The organism is Streptomyces sp. NPDC091972, assembly GCF_044756385.1.
GTDB lineage: Bacteria > Actinomycetota > Actinomycetes > Streptomycetales > Streptomycetaceae > Streptomyces.
The window spans coordinates 913,339-931,944 of the sequence record NZ_JBIVSV010000001.1 but is presented as its reverse complement, the minus strand read 5'-3'; the positions used below and the strand labels follow the sequence as shown (position 1 = coordinate 931,944).

Below are 18,606 nucleotides of genomic sequence, written 5' to 3'. Positions count from 1 at the left end.
GTTCGCGTACGACGGTACGCAGCCCTGGGGGCGGCGCGTGGCCGTCCTGGGAGCTGCGTACATGGCGTCACCATCACTGTTCCGGCCCGTTGGGCCTCGCGTTTACGGGGCACCCCACCACGGAGCGAGGGTTGCCGGTCAGCAAGCCAGGGCTTGTCGCAGACAATCATGACCGTTCTGGGCCGTAGTTAAGACAATTGTCCGAACGCATGTCAACGCTGGTCCACCAGGTGGAACGGCTAACGTGTGGGCCGCCCAGTCCAGTATCCGCACGGCCGCTCCGGCCGCCTCCAGGCCCTGGCAGCGGGCGTGGTGACGGCACTCGATGCCGTCTGGGTCGAGGTGGCCGCCGAAGGCGGGACGGGCGGCGAGCCGACGGGCGTAGGACCACAGGACCAAGTGCCGTGTCACGTGCCACCGGCTCGCCACCGGCCGATCCGGCGTGCTGCGCGGCCTCCTCGATGCCCTGCGCCCACATCCGCTCGACCGCCTCGATGTCGCGCATGATGTCCGGGGCGTGGGTGCTGACGATCCGCCCGGACCAGTGCTCGGTCTTGATGGTCGCCAGAAGATCGTCGTCGTCCTGGGAAGGCATGCCGGCGTCAGAGCACCGTCACAGGGTGGCGCACCACCGCGTTGAACAGATAGCCCTGCGTGTTGAACGTTGCGGTGTCCGGCTGGGTGCGGCCCGCCGTGTCCGTGGCGCGTGCCAGCAGATGTGTCGGGCCGGGCGTACCAGGTGTCCAGGGGACGGACCAGCGCGTCCAGGTGCCGGAACGCGGTCGGTCGTGCAGTCGGGCCCGCCGCCATGTCGTCCCACCGTCGGTGCTGACGTCGACCCGCACGACGGCGCCCGCACCCGACCAGGACCGACCGTGCAGCACCTGACTCTCCCCCGCCGGGAACGTCGCGCCGCTCGCCAGCTCGAAGGCGCTCTTGATCGTCTGCCGGGTGAGCGGCGTACTGCCCTCCTGCGGGTAGGCGGGGCCGAACAGCCGATAGAAGGTGGTGTTCCACGGCGAGTACAGCGGCTGCGCCGACACCTCGATGTCACCGACCCATTTGATCGAGGCGATCCCCACCCACGAGGGCACGAGCACCCGCACCGGGTACCCGTGGTCGTACGGAAGCGGCTCACCGTTCATCTCGTACGCGAGCAGCACGTCGTCCAGCGCCTTGGCCAGCGGCAATGGTCGACGCACCCGGCCCAGGCTCTCGCCACCGCTGACGTACTCGGCGTCGAGGCCACGGGGCTGCACGTCCACCGCGTACGGGGACAGCCCGGCCCTGCGCAGCACGTCGGCCAGGCGCACGCCGCGCCAGCGCGCGACGCCGACCGCGCCCAGCGTCCACGCGGTGCCTGCGACCGTCTCGCCCTGCTGGGTCGCGTAGTAGCTGCGGCCGTTTCCGGCGCACTCGACGAAGGCGGTCCGGGTGACGGCGGGCAGGGCGCGCAGATCGTCGTACCCGAACTCCACCGGTCTGTCCTCGGTGGGTGTGCCGCGCAGCCCGTCACCCCACAGTCTCAGCCGCCAGTCGGCGGCGTCCAGGACGGGTGTCGCGGTGTGGTTGCGGACGAAGAACAGGGCGTTGGGGGTGTGGTGGCCGGTTCCACGCAGCGCCTCCCAGCGGGTCTCGGCATTGGTGCCGCGTGGGATGAACGACTCGGGCGGCAGCGGCTTGAGGATCGGAGAGTCGGCGGCGCGAGCGGGGTGTGGCACGGGGAGTGCGGTGGCTGCGGTCGCGGCCAGCAGCGTCAGCAGCCGGCGCCGCGTGACCCCTTCCGCTCGGGCCTCCCCGGCGAGCCACTGGCGCAGCCTGCGGCGGTCGTAGGAGATCTCGTGGTGGGCGGCGGAACCGGCAGCGGACATGGTTGTCCCGTCATGGGTCGTGGATGAGGGAAGGGGCCGGGCGGAGCGGGGCACCGGCGCGCGAGGGAACGTCCTCGGCAGGGCTGCGCGGACGGCGACCGCCGGCGCATGCGTGACAAGGCCGTCGAAGAGCGTCGAAGCAGGGAACCCGGGGAAACCGGTCAGTCAGGGAACCGACACAGCGCGGCGGCCACTCGGACAAGGTCCACGGCGCGGCGACGGGTCAGAGGCTCCTGCGGAGACATGACGCGATGCAAGCATGTCGTCCAGTCGGTGTCAACGAGGCTGCTGACCGCAGTAGTTGGCTGGGATACGGCGTAGCTGCGTGCCGCGCCCGGCCCCTGCCGGTCCCGGGCGTGGCTCGGGTCAGACCCGGCGGGTGCCGTGTCGCGGGCCGGCGGTTCGAGTCCGAGGTTCTCGCGGAGCTTGGTGCCGGTGTAGTCAGGGCCGATGATCTTCCGTTTGCGCAGCTCGTGCAGGAGGCCGTTGACGACGAAGCCGTGCTGGCGTGGGTCCGCGAGACCGCCCAGCATCTCGGCAGTCTGCTCACGCCGGTCGGTACTGCCCCCGTGTACGCGGTGCCGGTGCGCGTGTAGCCGTGGAGCCGCAGCGAGTCGAGGTTTTCGATCTCCAGCCGCTGCTCCTCCTGCAGCGCGAAGAAGCGGCGGGCCGCACTCAGCACCGTCCTCCCGCAGTGCTGCGGTGACTCCATGCCCGGTGCCTCAGGGAGCCCACCTCCCAGCGGGCTGGACGGCCCTGCGCCCATGGTCGACCTTGACATTCAGCGGGGCGGACGACGTACGTTGAAGGGGAAACTCGCTGACAGGTGGAGGCTTCGATGCACGTACTGGGCGCGGCACCACGCGGTGCGTGCACTGGTGCGTGGCTGATCACCCGGCGGCACGTCGACTACTGCCGCACCTCCTCCGCCGTCTGTCCTTCCGTACACGCCTGACCTCCGCCTGCCGTCTTGCGGGCTGTCTCTCGTGGCCTATGGCCGCGCGTTCTCGCGTTCCTGTGTTCTCGTGTTCCCGGAAGGAACCCCCATTGTCCGGCCCTGCCCTGCACCTCGCCGTCGAGCTCGACGGCGACGGCGCCCACCCCGCGGCCTGGCGCCGCGCCGCCCATTCCCCCGATCAGCTGCTCACCCCGCGCCGCGTGGCCCAGGTCGCCGCCATCGCCGAGAACGCCGGTTTCACCCTGATCACCCTGGAAGACGGCGTACTGCCCCCCGGTGCCGCACCGGATCCGGTGGGCCGTATCGGCGCGGTGGAGCGGGCGGCCTTCGTAGCGGCGTCGACGAGCACCATCGGGATCGCGCCCGTCGTCCCGGTGACGTATGCCGAACCGTTCCATGTCGCCAGTCAGTTGGCGTCCCTGGACCACATCTCCGCCGGTCGCGCCGGGTGGGTGGTGACAGAGGAGGAGCGTCCCGAGGCGGCCCGTGCCTGGGGGCGCCCCCTGGTCGTCGGCGCCGACGCGCTGGCCCGGGAGTCGAGGGACGGGGTGGAGGTGGCCCGCGCCCTGTGGGACTCGTGGGAGGACGACGCGGTCATCCGGTCCGTGGCAACCAGCCGCTACCTCGACCGCGAACGGCTCCACTACATCGACTTCACCGGTGACACGTATGCCGTCAAGGGCCCGGCGATTGTGCCGCGCCCGCCACAGGGACAGCTCGTCGTCCTGGGCCGACCGGACCGGGTTCCCGCCGCACAGCTCGACGTCGCTCTCGTCGAGGGGCGCGATCTCGCGTCGGTCGCCACGGCCGCCGCTGCGCCCGCCACGCCCCGCGTCTTCGCCGAGGTCGAGGTGGCACTGGACACACCGGAGGCCACGGCCGCCGAGCGCGTCGCCGACCTGGAACGACACGGGACGTGGAGTGACCGGGGAAGGCTGCGGCACATCGGTGCCGCAGACCGACTCGTCGCTCTCCTGGGTGAACTGAGCCGTCACGTCGACGGTGTACGACTGCATCCACTGGTGCTGGACGAGGACCTGCCCGTCCTCTCCCGCCTCGTCCTGCCCGCGCTGTCCGAACGGCGCCTCGTCGCCCGTCCGCTGCCCGGTACGTCCCTGCGCTCGACCCTGGGTCTGGAGCGCCCCGCCAATCGCTTCGCCGCCGCTGCCGTGGCCGCCCAGGAGGACGCCCGATGACCCGCACCGACCCCCTCGACGTCCCCCGGCCGCACGCCCAGCTCCACTTCGGGGTGTTCTTCCAGGGCGTCAACCACTGGACCATCTGGTCCGCCCCCGACAGCGGCTCCCAGATCGACCCTGCCTCCTTCCGCAAGGTCGCCCAGACCGCCGAACGCGGCCTGTTCGACGCGTTCTTCCTCGGCGAGGGCCTGCGGCTGCGCGAGGTCGACGGCAGGATCCACGATCTCGACGTGGCCGGACGGCCGGACGCCATCACGCAGCTCGCGGCGTTGGCCGCGGTCACCCGTCGCATCGGTCTCGTCTCCACTTCCAACTCCACCTTCAACGAACCCGCCGATCTGGCTCGCCGCCTGTCCGGCCTGGACCTGCTCTCCGAGGGCCGCGCCGGCTGGAACGTGGTGACCACGGACAACGCCTGGACCGGCGCGAACTTCCGGCGCGGCGGCTACCTCGACCACGCCGACCGCTACCGGCGTGCCGAAGAGTTCCTCACCGTGGCCCGCGCCCTGTGGGACGGCTGGGAGGACGGCGCAGTCGCCGACTCCGTCGGCGCGCCCGCCTGGTCGGGGCCCGGTGCCGCACACCGAGTGCGCCACAAGGGACCGCAGTTCGACGTCGACCTCGCCCCGACCCTGCCGCGCAGCGCCCAGGGCCACCCCGTGATCTTCCAGGCCGGTGACTCCGGCGAGGGACGCGACTTCGCCGCCCGCAACGCCGACGTCATCTTCTCCGCGCACGGCACCGACTTCGACGACGCACTGGCCTTCGCCGACGACATCCGGCGCCGGCTGCGCGCGGTCGGGCGGCCCGACGACGATCTGCGGATCCTGCCCGGCACCGAGATCATCATCGGCGCCACCGAAGAGGAGGCCCGGGAGAAGAAGCGCTGGATCCGGCTGCAACAGGTCACCCCGGCCACGGCCTTGGGGATCGCAGGGCTGCTGTGGGGCATCGACCTGTCCGACCGCGACGCCGACGGGCCCCTGCCCAAGGAGGACCCCGTCGTCACGGAGAACGACGGCTCCTTCGGTGCCCGGCGCATCGCCGACCCGCGTGCCGTCGTGGCCGAATGGCGGGCGAAGGCGGAGGCACACGGCTGGTCGCTGCGTGAGACCGTCATCGCACTCGGGCCGCAGCGCGGGCACGTCGGCACTCCGTCCGGTCTGGCAGACAAGTTCGCCCGCTTCGTCCGGCACGGCGCGATCGACGGTTTCAACGTCACGCCGTACCTCATCCCCGACGGCCTCGACGACATCGTCGACCTGCTCGTCCCAGAACTGCAGGAACGCGGCATCTACCGCACCGCATACACCGGCAGCACCCTGCGCGAGAACCTCGGCCTGCGCGCACCCCTCACCCACCGGTCCGCACCGGACCGACGACAGGCGGGCTGAGCCCCCGGAGCCGGCCCTTGTACACATGACTGACAAGAAGCTGTCACACGCGGACCGGAATGCGGGTCCGGCCGACGCCCGTTCTGAACTGACATGACTGTTGGAGTAGCGCTCAACGCGTCCGACGCGTCGAACCAGGTCGACGCCACCGTGCAACTGGCCCAAGAGGCCGCTGAGTTCGGTCTCACGTCGGCCTGGTTCGGGCAGACCTTCGGCGCGGACTCACCCCAGCTCGCGGCGATCGTCGGACGGGCGGTCCCCGGACTGCAGGTCGGCACCTCCGCGATCCCCGTCTTCGGCCGGCACCCGCTGCTGGTCTCCAGCCAGGCACAGACGGCCCAGGCCGCGACTCACGGCCGCTATCACCTCGGTCTGGCTCTGGGCACGAAACTGTTGACGGAGACGGGCTTCGGCCTGCCTTTCGAACGCCCCATCGCCCGGCTGCGTGAATTCCTCACCGTGCTACGACAGTTGACCGAGACCGGCACGGCCGACTTCCACGGGGAGCTGCTCATCGCCACCACACCGATCCCGGCGCGGGTTCCGGGTGCCGAGAGCGGTGTGCCCCTGCTGGTTGCGGCGATGGGGCCGCAGGCTCTGCGGGCAAGCGGTGAGCTGGCCGACGGGATCCTGCCCTATCTGGCGGGACCGCGCGCCCTGGCGGACCACATCGTGCCCGCCCTGACCGCCGCGGCCGAGGCCGCCGGGCGCCCCACGCCCAGGATCGTGGCCCTGGTGCCCGGCGTGGTCACCGACGACGTCGACGAGGTGCGGGAAAAGGTGACCGAGAACCTCGCGTTCTACGAACAGATCCCGTCCTACGCACGGGTCATCCAACTCTCCGGCGGCCGACGGGCCGCCGATCTGGCCGTGATCGGCGACGAGAAGACCGTCGAGGCCGAGGTGCGGCGTTACCGCGACGCCGGCGCCACCGAGGTCGTGTTCTCGGTCACTGAAATCGCGGGAGGAGCCGATCGTCGACGGACCTGGCGGCTCCTCGGTGAACTGGCCGGTTGAGTACACCCGTCGGCCCGACAACCCCTTGATCCCCTGCCCGAGGGCACCCCGGCACAAAGGAGATTCCCCATGACCACCGAGGCCACCACTACGGACCTCCACGCTTTCACCGAGACCTGGCAGGAGTGGTACAGCGCCCAGGAGGCCCGGCTCGCCGCCCCGCACGGCTTCCTGGCGATCACTGGCCTGCACTGGCTCGACGACCGGCCCCAGCGCTTCCCGGACGCACCCGGCTCGTGGCACACCGGCCCCGAAGGCGTCGTCGTGAACCTCGACGAGGGCGAGGAGCTGGTCGTGGACGGGACGCCGGTGCGCGGCGAGCACCGCTTCGGCGTGCTTCCCGAGCGCGGCGGCGTCGACGCCGTCTGGGGAGACGCCGTCATCGAGGTCGCCAAGCGCGGCGGCCAGGACATCGTGCGCCCCCGCCACCCGGACGCGCCGCTGCGCACGGCTTTCACCGGCACGCCCGCCTACGCCCCCGACCCGCGCTGGGTCGTGACTGGCCGGTACATCCCCTTCGACACCCCGCGGCCGACCACCGTGGGCGCCGCGGTCGAGGGCCTTGAGCATGTGTACGACGCTCCGGGCAGGGTCGAGTTCGAGCTCGACGGGCGCCCGCTGTCGCTGACCGCATTTCCCGGCCCTGGTGCGGGACGGCTGATGGTGCTGTTCACCGACGCAACCTCCGGGGTCACCACCTACGCCGCCAACCGGTCCCTGTCCCTCGAAGCGCCCGCCGCCGACGGCACGGTCGTCCTGGACTTCAACCGCGCCACGAACCTGCCGTGCGCCTACACGGACCTGGCCACCTGCCCGCTGCCCCCGGCCGAGAACCGGCTGCCCGTGGCGATCGAGGCCGGCCAGAAGATCCCCCGCGAGCGCGGCGGCTCCTGAGCCGGACGCACTCGCGCCCCGACTGCCCTGACGAGGCGTCCCTTGACGCCATTGACGTACGACAAGACCACTCCGTACGATCACGAACGGCATTGAGTGTCAGCGTCAAGCCCTGGCTCGCTGACCGGCAACCCTCCCACGCGGTGGGGTGCTCCAGGTGAAAGCCCGGCGGGATCACCGACGATCTCCGCAAGCGCGTGGCCCCGTGACCGGGGCCGAATCATGTGGAGGACCGATATGCGGCACGGTGGTGACCTCAGCGCCCGTTTCGCCGGCGCCACCGTGTTCTCCCGGCTCTCGCGTCGGCGCCACATCGACCTCAAGCGCTCGACCAGCTGTCTCTGTCAGGCCTGACGGGACTTCCCGCCGCAGGCCGCAGTACGACATCTGTCGTCGCCGCACCCGTCTGCGCCTGATCTCCGCCTGTCTTTGATCCTCCCTTTTCCCGTGACCCCCGTCTGCACAGCGCTCCCCGGCACCGGCGTCGCGCCGGCCGGGACCGCACGCCCACGCACGGCCATGCCTCGTACGGCGTCCGTGCCTGGTGACACGAGTAGGAGAAACCCTCCGTGACTGCACTTTCCCATGCCAGAACCTCCCGGTGGGCGGCACTGACCGTCCTGGTGACCACCAGTGTGCTGCTGGCCGCCTGCGGCTCCGGCGGCGGCGATTCCGGCAGCGGCTCCGGGCAGCCCAAGCCCGGTGGCACCCTGACCTTCGCGGTGGGTTCGGACGCCGGCTGCGTGGATCCACAGCAGGTCGCCAGCAACGAGACCATCTACGCGGTGCGCCAGACCGTGGACTCCCTGACGGACCAGGACCCCAAGACCGGCAAGATCGTGCCGTGGCTGGCGAGGAGCTGGGACGTCAGTCCCGACGCCACGACGTTCACCTTCCGTCTGCGCTCGGGCGTTACCTTCAGCGACGGCTCGAAGCTGACCGCTCAGGTGGTCAAGGACAACTTCGACGCGGTGCCGAAGCTCGGCGCCCTGGGGACGCTCGCCGAGGGCTATCTGAGCGGCGTCAAGAGCACCACGGTGGTCGACCCGCTCACCGTGAAGGTGACCTTCGGCCAGCCCAACGCCCAGTTTTTGCAGGCCACTTCGACGCACTCGCTGGGGATCGAGTCGTCGGCGAGCGTGCAGAGGACCCCGCAGCAGAAGTGCAGCGACGGGGTGATCGGGTCCGGGCCCTTCGTACTGAAGCAGTACGTGCAGAACCAGTCGATCACCCTGGCCAAGCGCGCGGGATACGCGTGGGGTTCCTCGCGGTGGAGCAAGAAGGGCGAGGCGTACCTGGACAAGCTGGTGTTCAAGGTCGTGCCGGAGGCGGGTGTGCGGGCCGGCGGCCTGCAGTCCGGCCAGGTCGACGCCGTCTCCAGCGTCGGCAAGGCCAACGAGGCGGCCCTCAAGGGCGGCCAGGTCACCCTCCAGCGGCGGGCCAACCCCGGCGTCGTGTTCGGTCTCGGCCTCAACAACGCACGGCCGCTGCTCAAGGACGCCGAGGTGCGCCAGGCGATCCTGTACGCCATCGACCGGCAGCAGATCGCTGACACCGTCTTCCCGACCGGCACGCAACCGGCCACCAGCGTTCTTGCGCACACCACACCCGACTACACCGACCTCGCCTCCGGCCTGACCTTCGACGCGGCCAGGGCCAAGTCCCTGCTGGACGGGGCCGGCTGGAAGACCGGCAGCGACGGCATCCGCGCCAAGGACGGCAAGAAACTCAGCCTGACCATCAAGTGGTTCCCCAACGCGGCCACCAACCAGCCCGCGCTGGAGCTGATCCAGCAGCAGCTCAAGGCCGCCGGTGTCGACGTGACCCTCAAGCAGCTCCAGGTCACGCAGTTCGCCCCGACCCTCCAGTCGGGTGACTACGACGCGGTGTGGGGCAACGTGACCCGCGCCGACCCCGACATCCTGCGCAGCTCCTTCTCCACCGAGCTGGCCAACTTCTACCGCTTGCCGGCCAGTTCGCTCGACACCGCGCTGTCCGAGCAGGCCGCGACCGTCGACACCGCCAAGCGCAGGCAACTGGTCTCCCGGGCACAGCAGTTGATCGTGCAGAACGCCTACTACGTGCCGGTGGTCGAGCTCCAGACCCAGCTGGGCGTGGCGAAGAAGGTGCACGACCTCGACTTCGACGCCTCCAGCCGGCTCCAGCTGCACGACACCTGGATCGGCTAGCGCATGCGCCGCTATGTGTTCAAGCGGCTGGCCCAGGCGGTCGGGGTGCTGTGGGCGGCCTACACGGTCTCGTTCCTGGTGCTGGACTATCTGCCGGGCGACCCGGTCACGGCGATGGCCGGCGCTGGTATGGACTCGGGGCAGGTCGACCCCGAGCAACTCGCCGCCCTGCGGCACGAGTACGGCTTCGACAAGCCGGTGCTGGTGCAGTACGCCGAGTACCTCGGCCGGGCAGTGCGCGGGGATTTCGGCGACTCGGTGTCCACCGGTCGGCCGGTGACCTCGACGCTGGCCGACGCGCTGCCGCAGACGCTTCAGCTGACCGGCGCGGCCCTGTTGCTCGCGGTGCTCCTCGGCGGCGGCCTGGCGGTGCTGGCGACATACACCGCCCAGCGCTCGCTGCGGCAGCTGCTGCTGTCGCTGCCGCCGCTCGGGGTGTCCGTCCCGACGTTCTGGGTGGGGCTGCTGCTGGTCGAGGTGTTCTCGTTCCGGCTGCGCTGGTTCCCGGCGTTCGGCAACGACGGATTCAAGGGGCTGGTATTGCCGGCGCTGACGCTGGCGGTCCCGACGGGCGCGCAGATCGCGCAGGTCCTCGCCAAGAGCCTGCTCACCGCCCTCGACCAGGCGTACGTGGAGACCGCGCGGGCCAAGGGCGCCGGACGGTGGCGGGTCCATCTGCGGCATGCGCTGCGCAACGCGTCCCTGCCTGCCCTGACGGTCGTCGGCCTGCTGGTGGGGCAGCTGATCGCCGGTTCGGTCGTCGTCGAGACGGTGTTCTCCCGCGACGGCCTCGGCCGGGTGACCGCGGCGGCGGTCACCGCCCAGGACATCCCACTGGTCCAAGGGGTAGTGGTGTTCGGGGCGCTGATCTTCGTGACGACGAACCTGGTCATCGACCTGGTCTATCCGCTTCTGGACCCGCGGATCGTGGTGGCCTCGGGCAGAAGGGCGGCACTCACATGAGCCAGAGCCTTGTCGATGACCCCTCCGAAGCGGCGCTGGGACCGGCCCGCCCGGTCGAGGCGGGGCCGAAGCCTGATCCCGGGCGCCGCGTGGACGTACGACGGCTGCTGCGCTTCGTGGTACGCCGCCCGGGACTGCTCCTGTCCGTGACCGTCCTCGTGCTGGTGGTGCTGGCCTCGTTCCGGCCGGACCTGTTCACCTCGCAGGACCCACTGAAGGGCGTGCCGTCGCAGAACTTCCGTGCTCCGAGCGGCAGTCACTGGTTCGGCACCGACGAGTTGGGCCGCGATGTGTTCTCGCGGGTCGTCCACGGTGCCCAACTGTCCCTGAAGGCAACGCTGATCGCGGTGCTGGTGGCGTTCGTGGTCGGCGGGCTGCTGGGGGTGGTCGCGGGGTTCGTGGGCCGGTGGGTGGACGACGTGCTGATGCGCTTCGTCGACGTGCTGCTGTCCATCCCCGCGCTGTTCATGTCCCTGGCCCTGGTCACCGCGCTGGGCTACGGCACGGTGAAGGTGGCGGTCGCGGTCGGCATCGCCAGCGTCGCCGCGTTCGCGCGGGTGGCGCGCTCCGAGGTGCTGCGGGTGCGGCAGGCCGTCTTCGTCGAGGCCTCACGCGCCAGCGGAGCACGCTGGTACTCGGTACTGGGCCGCCATGTGCTGCCCAACGCGGCGGGCCCGGTGATCGTCCTGGCCACCCTCGACTTCGGCTCCTCCATCCTGGCCGTGTCTGCCCTGAGCTTCCTCGGCTACGGCGCTCCCCCGCCGGCCCCGGAATGGGGAACGTTGATCTCCGACGGCCGCAACTACCTCGCCAACGCCTGGTGGCTGACCGCACTGCCCGGCCTGGCGATCGCCGCGACCGTACTGGCCACCAACCGCATCGCCCGGGCGCTGGACGGCGAATGGTCCCGGCAACGATGACCGACGAACGTGAGAACGGTGAGGACGTGACCACACCACTGCTGGAGATCCGCGGCCTGTCGGTGTCGTACCGCACCCGGGGCGGCACGGTCGAGGCCGTCCGGGGCGTGGACATCGACGTGTGGCCGGGTCAGGTGACCGCGGTGGTCGGCGAGTCCGGCTCCGGCAAGAGCACGACCGCGCACGCGATCACCCGGCTCCTGTCGGCGAACGGCCGTATCGACGCGGGCACCGTCCGCTTCGGCCGACACGACCTGGCCACCCTGCCGGAGGCGGAACTGCGCACCGTCCGCGGGGCACGTATCGGACTGGTCCCCCAGGATCCGACGGTCTCCCTCAACCCCGTCAAGCGCATCGGCGACCAGGTCGCCGAAGTGCTGCGCATCCACGGTCTCGCAACCCGCCGCTCGGCCCCCGCGGAGGCGATCGCCGTCCTGGACCGGGCCGGACTGCCCGACGCAGCCGTCCGGGCCCGGCAGTACCCGCACGAACTGTCCGGCGGCATGCGGCAACGCGCCCTGATCGCCATCGCCATCGCCGCGAAACCCGAGCTGATCATCGCCGACGAGCCCACCAGCGCGCTCGACGTCACCGTGCAGCGGGTCATCCTCGACCATCTCCATCGCCTGACCGAGGAGTCCGGCACCGCGGTCCTGCTCGTCACCCACGACCTCGGGGTCGCCGCCGACCGGGCGCAGCGGCTGGTGGTGATGTCCCAGGGCAAGGTCGTCGAGGCGGGCCCCACCCAAGACATCCTGGCCGACCCGCAGGACGATTACACCCGGCACCTGCTGGCCGGCGCCCCCAGCCTGACCACCGCCCGGCCCCGAACCCCGGCCGCCACCGTCCCCGAGCCGGACACCGCACCCCTGGTCGAAGTCCGCAACTTGGTCAAGGAGTTCAGGCTGCCCCGCACCGGGGACGGCCCCCGCACGCTGCGCGCCGTCGACGACGTCAGCCTCACCCTCCACCGAGGCCAGACCTTCGCCCTGGTCGGCGAGTCGGGCTCGGGCAAGTCCACCACCGCCCGCCTGATTCTCCGCCTTGCCGACGCGACCGCCGGACAGATCCTCTTCGACGGCACCGACGTCACCACCGCCAAGGGCGCCCGGGCCAGGCAACTGCGCCGCCGCGCCCAGCTCGTCTACCAGAACCCCTACGCCTCCCTCGACCCCCGCTTCTCCATCGGCGAGGTGATCACCGAACCGCTGCGCGCCTTCAAGATCGGCGACCGCGCCTCCCGGCTCGCCCGGGCCCGCGATCTGCTCGACCGGGTGGCCCTTCCGGCCGCGACGCTGGAGCGCCGCCCGGCGGAGCTGTCCGGCGGTCAGCGGCAGCGCGTGGCGATCGCCCGCGCTCTCGCCCTCTCCCCCGACCTGGTGGTCTGCGATGAGCCGGTCTCCGCGCTCGACGTGTCCGTTCAGGCCCAAGTCCTGGACCTGCTGGCCGAGTTGCAGGCCGACACAGGCGTGGCCTACCTCTTCATCTCCCACGACCTGGCCGTCGTACGCCAGATCGCGCACCAAGTCGCCGTCATGCGGGCCGGCCGCGTCGTCGAGACGGGCCCGCCGGAGGAACTGTTCACCCGCCCCCGCCACGCGTACACCCGCGAGCTGCTCGCGGCCATCCCCGGCGGCCGCCTCTCCGCCCCCGCCGCCAAGACCACCACGAGCTGAGGAGCACGGTCGCATGAGCACGCCCACCATCACCTCATTGGCCCTTCTCACCCCGGGCAACTTCGCCGACGACGACCCCTACACCGGCCTGGAGGAAACACTCCAACTCTTCGAGTACGGCGAACGCCTCGGCTTCGACGGCGCCTGGATCCGCCAGCGCCACCTCGAACACGGCGTCGGCTCGGCTGCCGTATTCCTCGCCGCGGCCGGCCAGCGCACCCAGCGGATCGAGCTGGGCACCGCGGTCATCCCCATCGGCTACGAGAGCCCCTTCCGCCTGGCCGAAGACCTCGCGCTGGCCGACGTACTGTCCCGCGGTCGCCTCCAGGTCGGCTTCAGTACCGGCATGCCGCACGCCGACCTGCTCGGCGACCTGGTGTACGACGGCGACTGGCGCACCTTCGACCTGTCGTACGGCAGGATCGCCCGCCTCGTCGACAACCTGCGCGGCGACTACCTCGGCGGCCCGGACACCGTGATCCACTCGCCCGGCAACGTCCAGCGGCCGCGGCTGCAGCCGCACAACCCCGGTCTGGTGCAGCGGATCTGGTACGGCGCAGGCAGCCTGCGCTCGGTCCGCTGGGCCGCCGAGAACGGTCTCAACCTGCTGTCCGGCAACATCGTCTCCGGCGAGGACACCGACGACTTCACCACCGCCCAGTTGAACCTGCTCTCCGAGTACCGGCGCAGCCTGGGCGCCGACCGGACAGGGGCGCGGGTGGCGCTCGGGCGGGTGATCGTGCCGTTCGACAGCGCCGACGCGGTCACCCGGGCCCGCTACCGGGACTACGCCGCCAGTCGGCACGAACGCACCCTGAAGCCCCGGACGGTGGCGGCACTGGGCGGGAAGCGGATCCTGTTCGCCCCGGACATCGTCGGCACCGCGGACCAGATCCTGGAACAACTGACGGCCGATCCCGTCCTCGCGCAGGTGTCGGAGCTGCGCCTGGAGCTGCCGTACGAGTTCCACCGGGAGGAGTACGAGCAGATCCTGCACGACGTCCGGCACCTGATCGCCCCCGAGCTGGGCTGGTACCCCGCTTCCCCGGCGCTTCAGGAGGCGGGCCGGTGAGCCCTGGTCCCGAGCACCCGGTTCGGCTCGAGGTGCACACCCGCGAGCCGTTCGCCGAGTCCCGCCCCTTCCCCGGCGGGGCGTAAGAAGTGCCGCCACCGCCCACTGCACCGTGGTCCCGAAGGCAGCCGCCAACCACGCGATCCCCGACCTCGACCTCGCGCCGCGGGATGACACCGGCAAGGTGCGCTTCAGCGGTGACGTCGGGATCTGTGTCCTTCTTTCGGGGTGCTGTCGCCACTCCTGTAGGTGATGTGACAGTCGAGCGATGGGTCAGGTCGCGAGGCCGGCCTTTGTCAGCCACTTCTTTGCGACGGTGCCGGCGTCCTCCTTGTCGTTGACGAGCTTCGTCATCATCTCCACCAGGTCCTCGGTGCACGCCGACACATGCCGCGACCGACCGACTGATGGTGGCAGTCTTGGCGACCCCGCTCGCCGTCATATCGCCCCCGCTCAGGGGCGGCTGACCGGACGTACGGAGATCGCTCAGCGCTGACGCAAGGGGCCGCCCGTCCGGCGCAGATGCTCGTCGATCAGGGCGAAGGTGGCCTCCGGCTGCTCGATCTGCGGAAGGTGACCGGCCCCGCGGATGACCTCCAGCCGGCCGTCGCCGAACGCCTCGGCGTACGCGGCGCCGTAGGCAGGGGTGACGACACGGTCGCTCTCACCCCAGAGCAGCAGGGCGGGCACCCGGATCTGTCCGAGCCGGGACAACAGCGTGGGGCTGTGCATGTACGGTTCGCCGGCAAGGATGCGCATGGTCGCCATGTTGGCCTGCCTCCGCGCGAGTTCGTCGGCCGGAATGTCGGCCGGGTCGAGGTAGAAGCGGTCGGGGTCGTGCCAGGAGTGCTCCGCGACTCCGCGGGCGTCCAGGGCGAAGAAGTCGGTGATCGGTTCCGTCTCGACGTGCACGCCCACGGCGTCGATCAGGACGAGCCCGGTGATGAGTCCCTCGGTGTCGCGCAGGGCCATCTCGGCGGCCGTCCAGCCCCCGAGTGAGGAACCGACGACGAGGACGTCGCTCAGGTGGCGTTCACGCAGAAGGTTCAGGTAGGCGAGGGCGAGGTCGTCGATGCCGGTGAGCCATGCCGGACGGTGGGTGCCCTCCCAGCCGGGGTGCACGGGGGTGATCGTGTGGACGGTGCCGGCGAGGTGGTCGGCCAGGCCCGCGACGGTGGCGGGGCCTCCGCCACCGTGCAGAACGAGGACCGGCCTTCCCGTTCCGGCCTCGGACAGGGTGAGGGGCAGGTCGGCGTAGGCGGCTGATGCTGCCGCTGGATCTGTGGACATGCCACCACCCTAACTAAAGATGCTTATATAAGCTAGCTTGGTTATGCCGTAGACTCGTCTCATGCACGGTGAGCTGCAAGAACTCGGCAGAGCGGTCAAGCAGGCCCAGTACCGACAACACAGAGCCCTCGACAGCGCCCTCCAGGCCGTCGGCACGACACTGGCCCAGTGGGACGCACTGCGCGCAATCAGCCGCTCCCCCGGCGCGTCCGCGCGCGAGTTGGCCGCAGCGACCTTCCAGACCGAGCAGGCCTTCGGCACCCTCGCCGGCCGCCTCACGGCCCAGGACCTCGTCGAACGCAGGCCAGGACACGGACGGCGCATCGAACACCACCTCACGCCCGCTGGCGAACAGGTCCTGTCGGCCGGCCACAAGGTGGCCGACGAGGTGCTCGCCGAATGCTTCTCCCCCTTGCCGGACGCGGACCGCGCCACCCTGCTCGACCTGCTCCGGCGCCTCACCGGGGAGCGGGACGCGGACTGAGGCGGGTTGTAGGGCCGACCGAGGCGGACCTGGGGGCGACCGAGACGGGGCGTCACCCCGGCCCCCCAGAGGGCCAGAGGGCCACCTCCCGGAGAACAGGACTTCCCCCTTGCTCCACCTATCGATATTCGATAGCTTTCCATCGCGATTCGATGGAGAGGTGAGTCATGGGAAAGCTGGCTGTCCACGCACTGCGTGCGATGCTCGTGGGGGTGTTCACCGGCACCCTGTTCCTTCAGGCGTTGATGGTGTGGGCGTTGGTCGGCGGAAAGGACCCCGAGGACGGATCCCTCCCCCTGACCTCGCTGCGCGTCATCACGATCCTCGGCATGGTGTCGGTCCAGGTCGCCGTGGTCTGCGTAGGGCGGCTGGTCTCGATGGTGCGACGCGGAACCGTGTTTTCCCACGCCGCCTTCCGGTACGTCGACGGTGTGATCGGCGCAATCGTGTCGGCCGCCCTCGTGTGGTTCGCGGTCACGGCCGTCAACGCGCCGGGCCAGCGGGACGACCCGGGTGTCACCGTCATCATGGGCGGGCTCGGGATGGCCATCCTGGGTGTCGCGCTCATCGTGTACGTGCTGCGGACGCTGCTCGCCCAGGCCGTCGCACGGGACGCCGAAGCAGCGCAGATGCAGGCCGAGTTGGCCGAGGTGATCTGATGCCGATCGCCGTCGACATCGATGTGGTGCCGGCACAGCGGAAGATGTCCGTGGGCGAGCTCGCGGAACGCGTGGGGATCACCCCCGCCAACCTGGCGGTCGTCAAGAACGGCCGTGCCAAGGCGGTACGCTTCGCGACGCTCGCCGCGCTCTGCGAGGTGCTCGAATGCCGGCCGGGCGACCTGCTGCGCCGGGAGGCGGAGCACACCGTGGACGGATGATGTGCCCCGCGTTCACTGCCTGGCCGCAGGCAGTGCCGTCCTCCGGGTGTGAGACCAGGGGCCCAGGCGCGCGTACCTCTGCGGGCTCACGGCGATCACCGGCGTGCTCCGAGCGGCGGAGCAACACGTCAACTACGGGGGCGATGTGAGGCACCGTCAGTCCACGGGACTCTGAGTGGGCGCCCGCGGCCAACGGGCGCCCACCACGAGGAAGGACCAGCGATGAGTCGCAACGCGTCAGCCTCCACCCGCATCCGTGTCGCCGCGGGCGCCGCCGTACTGATCACCGTCGCGTGCACCGCCTCCGCCACGGCCCTGGACCGCTCGGCCGAGACCCGCTCCCCCGGCACACCGAGGGAGGCCGCAGCCCTGACGGGGTCCGCCAAGCTCTACCGGCCGCTCGGGGACGACATCACCTTCACCTTCGACGCCCACCTCGCCGCCGAGCACCGGATGGACCCGGCGAAGGCCACGGGGACCTTCCGCTTCAGCCACTACCTCGACGGCCGGGGCGCCTGGGCCGAGGGGAGGATCGACTGCCTGTTGACCGGCGGGAAGGTCGCGGTCGCCAGCGGGGTCATCACCCGCACCGACCTGCCGGGAGCACAGGGCAACCGGGTCGGCTTCACCGTGCACGACGTGGGCCGACACGACCGTCTCGGCTACAGCTGGGCCTCGGTGGGCAACCCGGTCGAGACCAAGGACCTGCCGAAGTGCGTGAGTGCGGCGCCGTTCGAGAAGGTGAAGAACGGCACGGGTGACTTCCGGGTCCTGCCCTGGGACCCGGACTTCTTGAAGGAGGGGTGAGCAGTCTGGTCGGCTGCTTCCGGGGCGGCTCGCACAACGGGCATCAATCTCCGCATCGCCAAAGCAGCAGTTCCGTACGGGAGTTCAGCGCAGTGATCAGCTCCGGCTCCGGCTCCGGCCCCGAGTGCACAGAACGTCCACGGCCATCGGGTCAGCGCACCGGGAAGCCGAAGGAGTGACCCTGCTCCTTGAGTCGGGGCAGGAGCTGACGCAGGGCCGCGACGGTCTGGGAACGGTCGCCACCCGCGTCATGGAAGAGGACGGTCGGGCCACCAGGCAGCTCCTGTTCGACCGTGGCGACGATGGCGTCCGTGCCCGGCCTCTCGAAGTCCTTGGAGTCCACGTTCCAGCCCAGCGGACGCATGCCTCGGGACGCGGCGAGTTTGCGGCTGTAGGGAGTGAAGGCGCCGCCGGGGGCTCGGTAGTACATCGGCCGTACACCACCGGACGCCTGGGTGATCATGTGCTCGGCGTCGAGGATCTGCTGCGACTGGTAGGTCTGGGACTTCTTGTCCATGGTGGTGTCGTGGGACACCGAGTGATCGCACAGGCGGTGCCCCGCGGCGACCACCCGCTTCACCAGGTCCGGGTGAGCCTGCGCCTGCGTACCCACCATGCAGAACGTGGCCTTGACTCCGTACTCCCGCAGCACGTCCAGGACTTGAGGGGTCCATACGGGGTCGGGCCCGTCGTCGATCGTGATGTTGACGCCCCGCGCCCCCTTGTCCGAGGCGTGCGCGATGGTCACGTCGACCGGTTTCACCGCGCTGCCCTGCGTGGCCGAGCTGCTCGCCTTGGGCGACGTGCCTACGGCGCCGGCCTGCGCGGTCCACACGGAGGCGCCGGCGGCGAGCATCGTCACCCCGAGCGCCGCCCCGAGTACCTTGCCGTTCCAGCCCCGTCCGCCGTGCCGTGCCATGTCCGCCCCGCTTCCGCGCAGTTACTCGTCGATTCCCCGGTCACCCCGTGACCACCTGGCAAGACGAGGAACA

Annotated in this window: 18 protein-coding genes, 1 pseudogene and 2 riboswitches; of the genes and pseudogenes, 14 read left to right on the top strand and 5 right to left on the bottom strand. The window is 70.6% G+C overall.

The window, feature by feature from the left end; translation table 11 throughout:
- Window positions 1-68 precede the first annotated feature (68 nt).
- Window positions 69-174, bottom strand: a riboswitch (SAM riboswitch).
- From ACIQJT_RS04385 to ACIQJT_RS04375, 3 genes and pseudogenes are all read right to left on the bottom strand, one after another.
- Window positions 139-568, bottom strand: a pseudogene (locus ACIQJT_RS04385) (hypothetical protein); the annotation flags it as partial. It overlaps the preceding riboswitch by 36 nt.
- Before the next feature lie 34 nt (window positions 569-602).
- Window positions 603-1,871 carry a sulfite oxidase gene (locus tag ACIQJT_RS04380; protein ID WP_365462487.1) on the bottom strand — a complete coding sequence of 423 codons (1,269 nt, stop codon included), beginning with the start codon at window positions 1,869-1,871 and terminating at the stop codon, window positions 603-605.
- A 161-nt stretch (window positions 1,872-2,032) separates the two neighbouring features.
- Window positions 2,033-2,404 (bottom strand): hypothetical protein, encoded by a 372-nt coding sequence (locus ACIQJT_RS04375; RefSeq protein ID WP_402639729.1) that lies wholly within the window; start codon window positions 2,402-2,404, stop codon window positions 2,033-2,035.
- A 514-nt stretch (window positions 2,405-2,918) separates the two neighbouring features.
- Between ACIQJT_RS04375 and ACIQJT_RS04370 the strand changes: the two genes are divergently transcribed.
- The 10 genes from ACIQJT_RS04370 (at window position 2,919) to ACIQJT_RS04325 (ending at window position 14,153) form a co-directional block, all read left to right on the top strand.
- Entirely contained in the window at window positions 2,919-4,025 is a 1,107-nt protein-coding gene (locus tag ACIQJT_RS04370) for an LLM class flavin-dependent oxidoreductase (protein ID WP_402639727.1), read from the top strand.
- Window positions 4,022-5,422, top strand: coding sequence for an NtaA/DmoA family FMN-dependent monooxygenase (locus ACIQJT_RS04365; RefSeq protein WP_402639725.1), 1,401 nt, complete (start codon window positions 4,022-4,024; stop codon window positions 5,420-5,422). The genes ACIQJT_RS04370 and ACIQJT_RS04365 overlap by 4 nt, the downstream gene beginning before the upstream one ends.
- A gap of 93 nt (window positions 5,423-5,515) precedes the next feature.
- Window positions 5,516-6,439 (top strand): LLM class F420-dependent oxidoreductase, encoded by a 924-nt coding sequence (locus ACIQJT_RS04360; protein ID WP_365462481.1) that lies wholly within the window; start codon window positions 5,516-5,518, stop codon window positions 6,437-6,439.
- A 69-nt stretch (window positions 6,440-6,508) separates the two neighbouring features.
- Window positions 6,509-7,333, top strand: coding sequence for a DUF1684 domain-containing protein (locus tag ACIQJT_RS04355; RefSeq protein WP_365462479.1), 825 nt, complete (start codon window positions 6,509-6,511; stop codon window positions 7,331-7,333).
- Between the two features lie 88 nt (window positions 7,334-7,421).
- A riboswitch (SAM riboswitch) is annotated at window positions 7,422-7,535 on the top strand.
- A 20-nt stretch (window positions 7,536-7,555) separates the two neighbouring features.
- Window positions 7,556-7,687 (top strand): putative leader peptide, encoded by a 132-nt coding sequence (locus ACIQJT_RS04350; RefSeq protein ID WP_311318808.1) that lies wholly within the window; start codon window positions 7,556-7,558, stop codon window positions 7,685-7,687.
- A 215-nt stretch (window positions 7,688-7,902) separates the two neighbouring features.
- The gene (locus ACIQJT_RS04345) at window positions 7,903-9,522 is read left to right on the top strand and encodes an ABC transporter substrate-binding protein (protein WP_402639722.1); all 1,620 of its coding nucleotides are present in this window, start codon (window positions 7,903-7,905) and stop codon (window positions 9,520-9,522) included.
- 3 nt (window positions 9,523-9,525) lie between these two features.
- Window positions 9,526-10,485, top strand: a complete 960-nt coding sequence (locus ACIQJT_RS04340; RefSeq protein WP_402639720.1) for an ABC transporter permease — start codon at window positions 9,526-9,528, stop codon at window positions 10,483-10,485.
- Window positions 10,482-11,405 (top strand): ABC transporter permease, encoded by a 924-nt coding sequence (locus ACIQJT_RS04335; RefSeq protein WP_402639718.1) that lies wholly within the window; start codon window positions 10,482-10,484, stop codon window positions 11,403-11,405. Before ACIQJT_RS04340 ends, ACIQJT_RS04335 begins: the two co-directional genes overlap by 4 nt.
- The gene (locus ACIQJT_RS04330) at window positions 11,402-13,081 is read left to right on the top strand and encodes a dipeptide ABC transporter ATP-binding protein (RefSeq protein ID WP_402639716.1); all 1,680 of its coding nucleotides are present in this window, start codon (window positions 11,402-11,404) and stop codon (window positions 13,079-13,081) included. The genes ACIQJT_RS04335 and ACIQJT_RS04330 overlap by 4 nt, the downstream gene beginning before the upstream one ends.
- Window positions 13,082-13,094: 13 nt before the next feature.
- A complete protein-coding gene (locus ACIQJT_RS04325) occupies window positions 13,095-14,153 on the top strand; it encodes an LLM class flavin-dependent oxidoreductase (protein ID WP_402639714.1) in 1,059 nt (352 codons plus the stop codon).
- 486 nt (window positions 14,154-14,639) lie between these two features.
- Here the strand turns inward: ACIQJT_RS04325 and ACIQJT_RS04320 are convergent, their stop codons facing one another.
- A complete protein-coding gene (locus ACIQJT_RS04320) occupies window positions 14,640-15,443 on the bottom strand; it encodes an alpha/beta fold hydrolase (RefSeq protein ID WP_402639712.1) in 804 nt (267 codons plus the stop codon).
- A gap of 61 nt (window positions 15,444-15,504) precedes the next feature.
- On the opposite strand from ACIQJT_RS04320, the gene ACIQJT_RS04315 reads away from it, so the two are divergent.
- The 4 genes from ACIQJT_RS04315 (at window position 15,505) to ACIQJT_RS04300 (ending at window position 17,614) form a co-directional block, all read left to right on the top strand.
- Window positions 15,505-15,927: a MarR family winged helix-turn-helix transcriptional regulator gene (locus tag ACIQJT_RS04315; protein ID WP_402639710.1), complete on the top strand. Its 423-nt coding sequence runs from the start codon at window positions 15,505-15,507 to the stop codon at window positions 15,925-15,927.
- Between the two features lie 167 nt (window positions 15,928-16,094).
- A complete protein-coding gene (locus ACIQJT_RS04310; RefSeq protein ID WP_402639708.1) occupies window positions 16,095-16,586 on the top strand; it encodes a DUF2975 domain-containing protein in 492 nt (163 codons plus the stop codon).
- Window positions 16,586-16,807 carry a helix-turn-helix domain-containing protein gene (locus ACIQJT_RS04305; RefSeq protein WP_402639706.1) on the top strand — a complete coding sequence of 74 codons (222 nt, stop codon included), beginning with the start codon at window positions 16,586-16,588 and terminating at the stop codon, window positions 16,805-16,807. The genes ACIQJT_RS04310 and ACIQJT_RS04305 overlap by 1 nt, the downstream gene beginning before the upstream one ends.
- Window positions 16,808-17,029: 222 nt before the next feature.
- Window positions 17,030-17,614, top strand: coding sequence for a hypothetical protein (locus ACIQJT_RS04300; RefSeq protein ID WP_402639704.1), 585 nt, complete (start codon window positions 17,030-17,032; stop codon window positions 17,612-17,614).
- A gap of 151 nt (window positions 17,615-17,765) precedes the next feature.
- Here ACIQJT_RS04300 and ACIQJT_RS04295 read toward each other — a convergent pair whose 3' ends face one another.
- On the bottom strand, window positions 17,766-18,533 hold the full coding sequence (locus tag ACIQJT_RS04295; protein WP_402639702.1) for a polysaccharide deacetylase family protein: 768 nt from the start codon (window positions 18,531-18,533) through the stop codon (window positions 17,766-17,768).
- Between the last annotated feature and the right edge of the window lie 73 nt (window positions 18,534-18,606).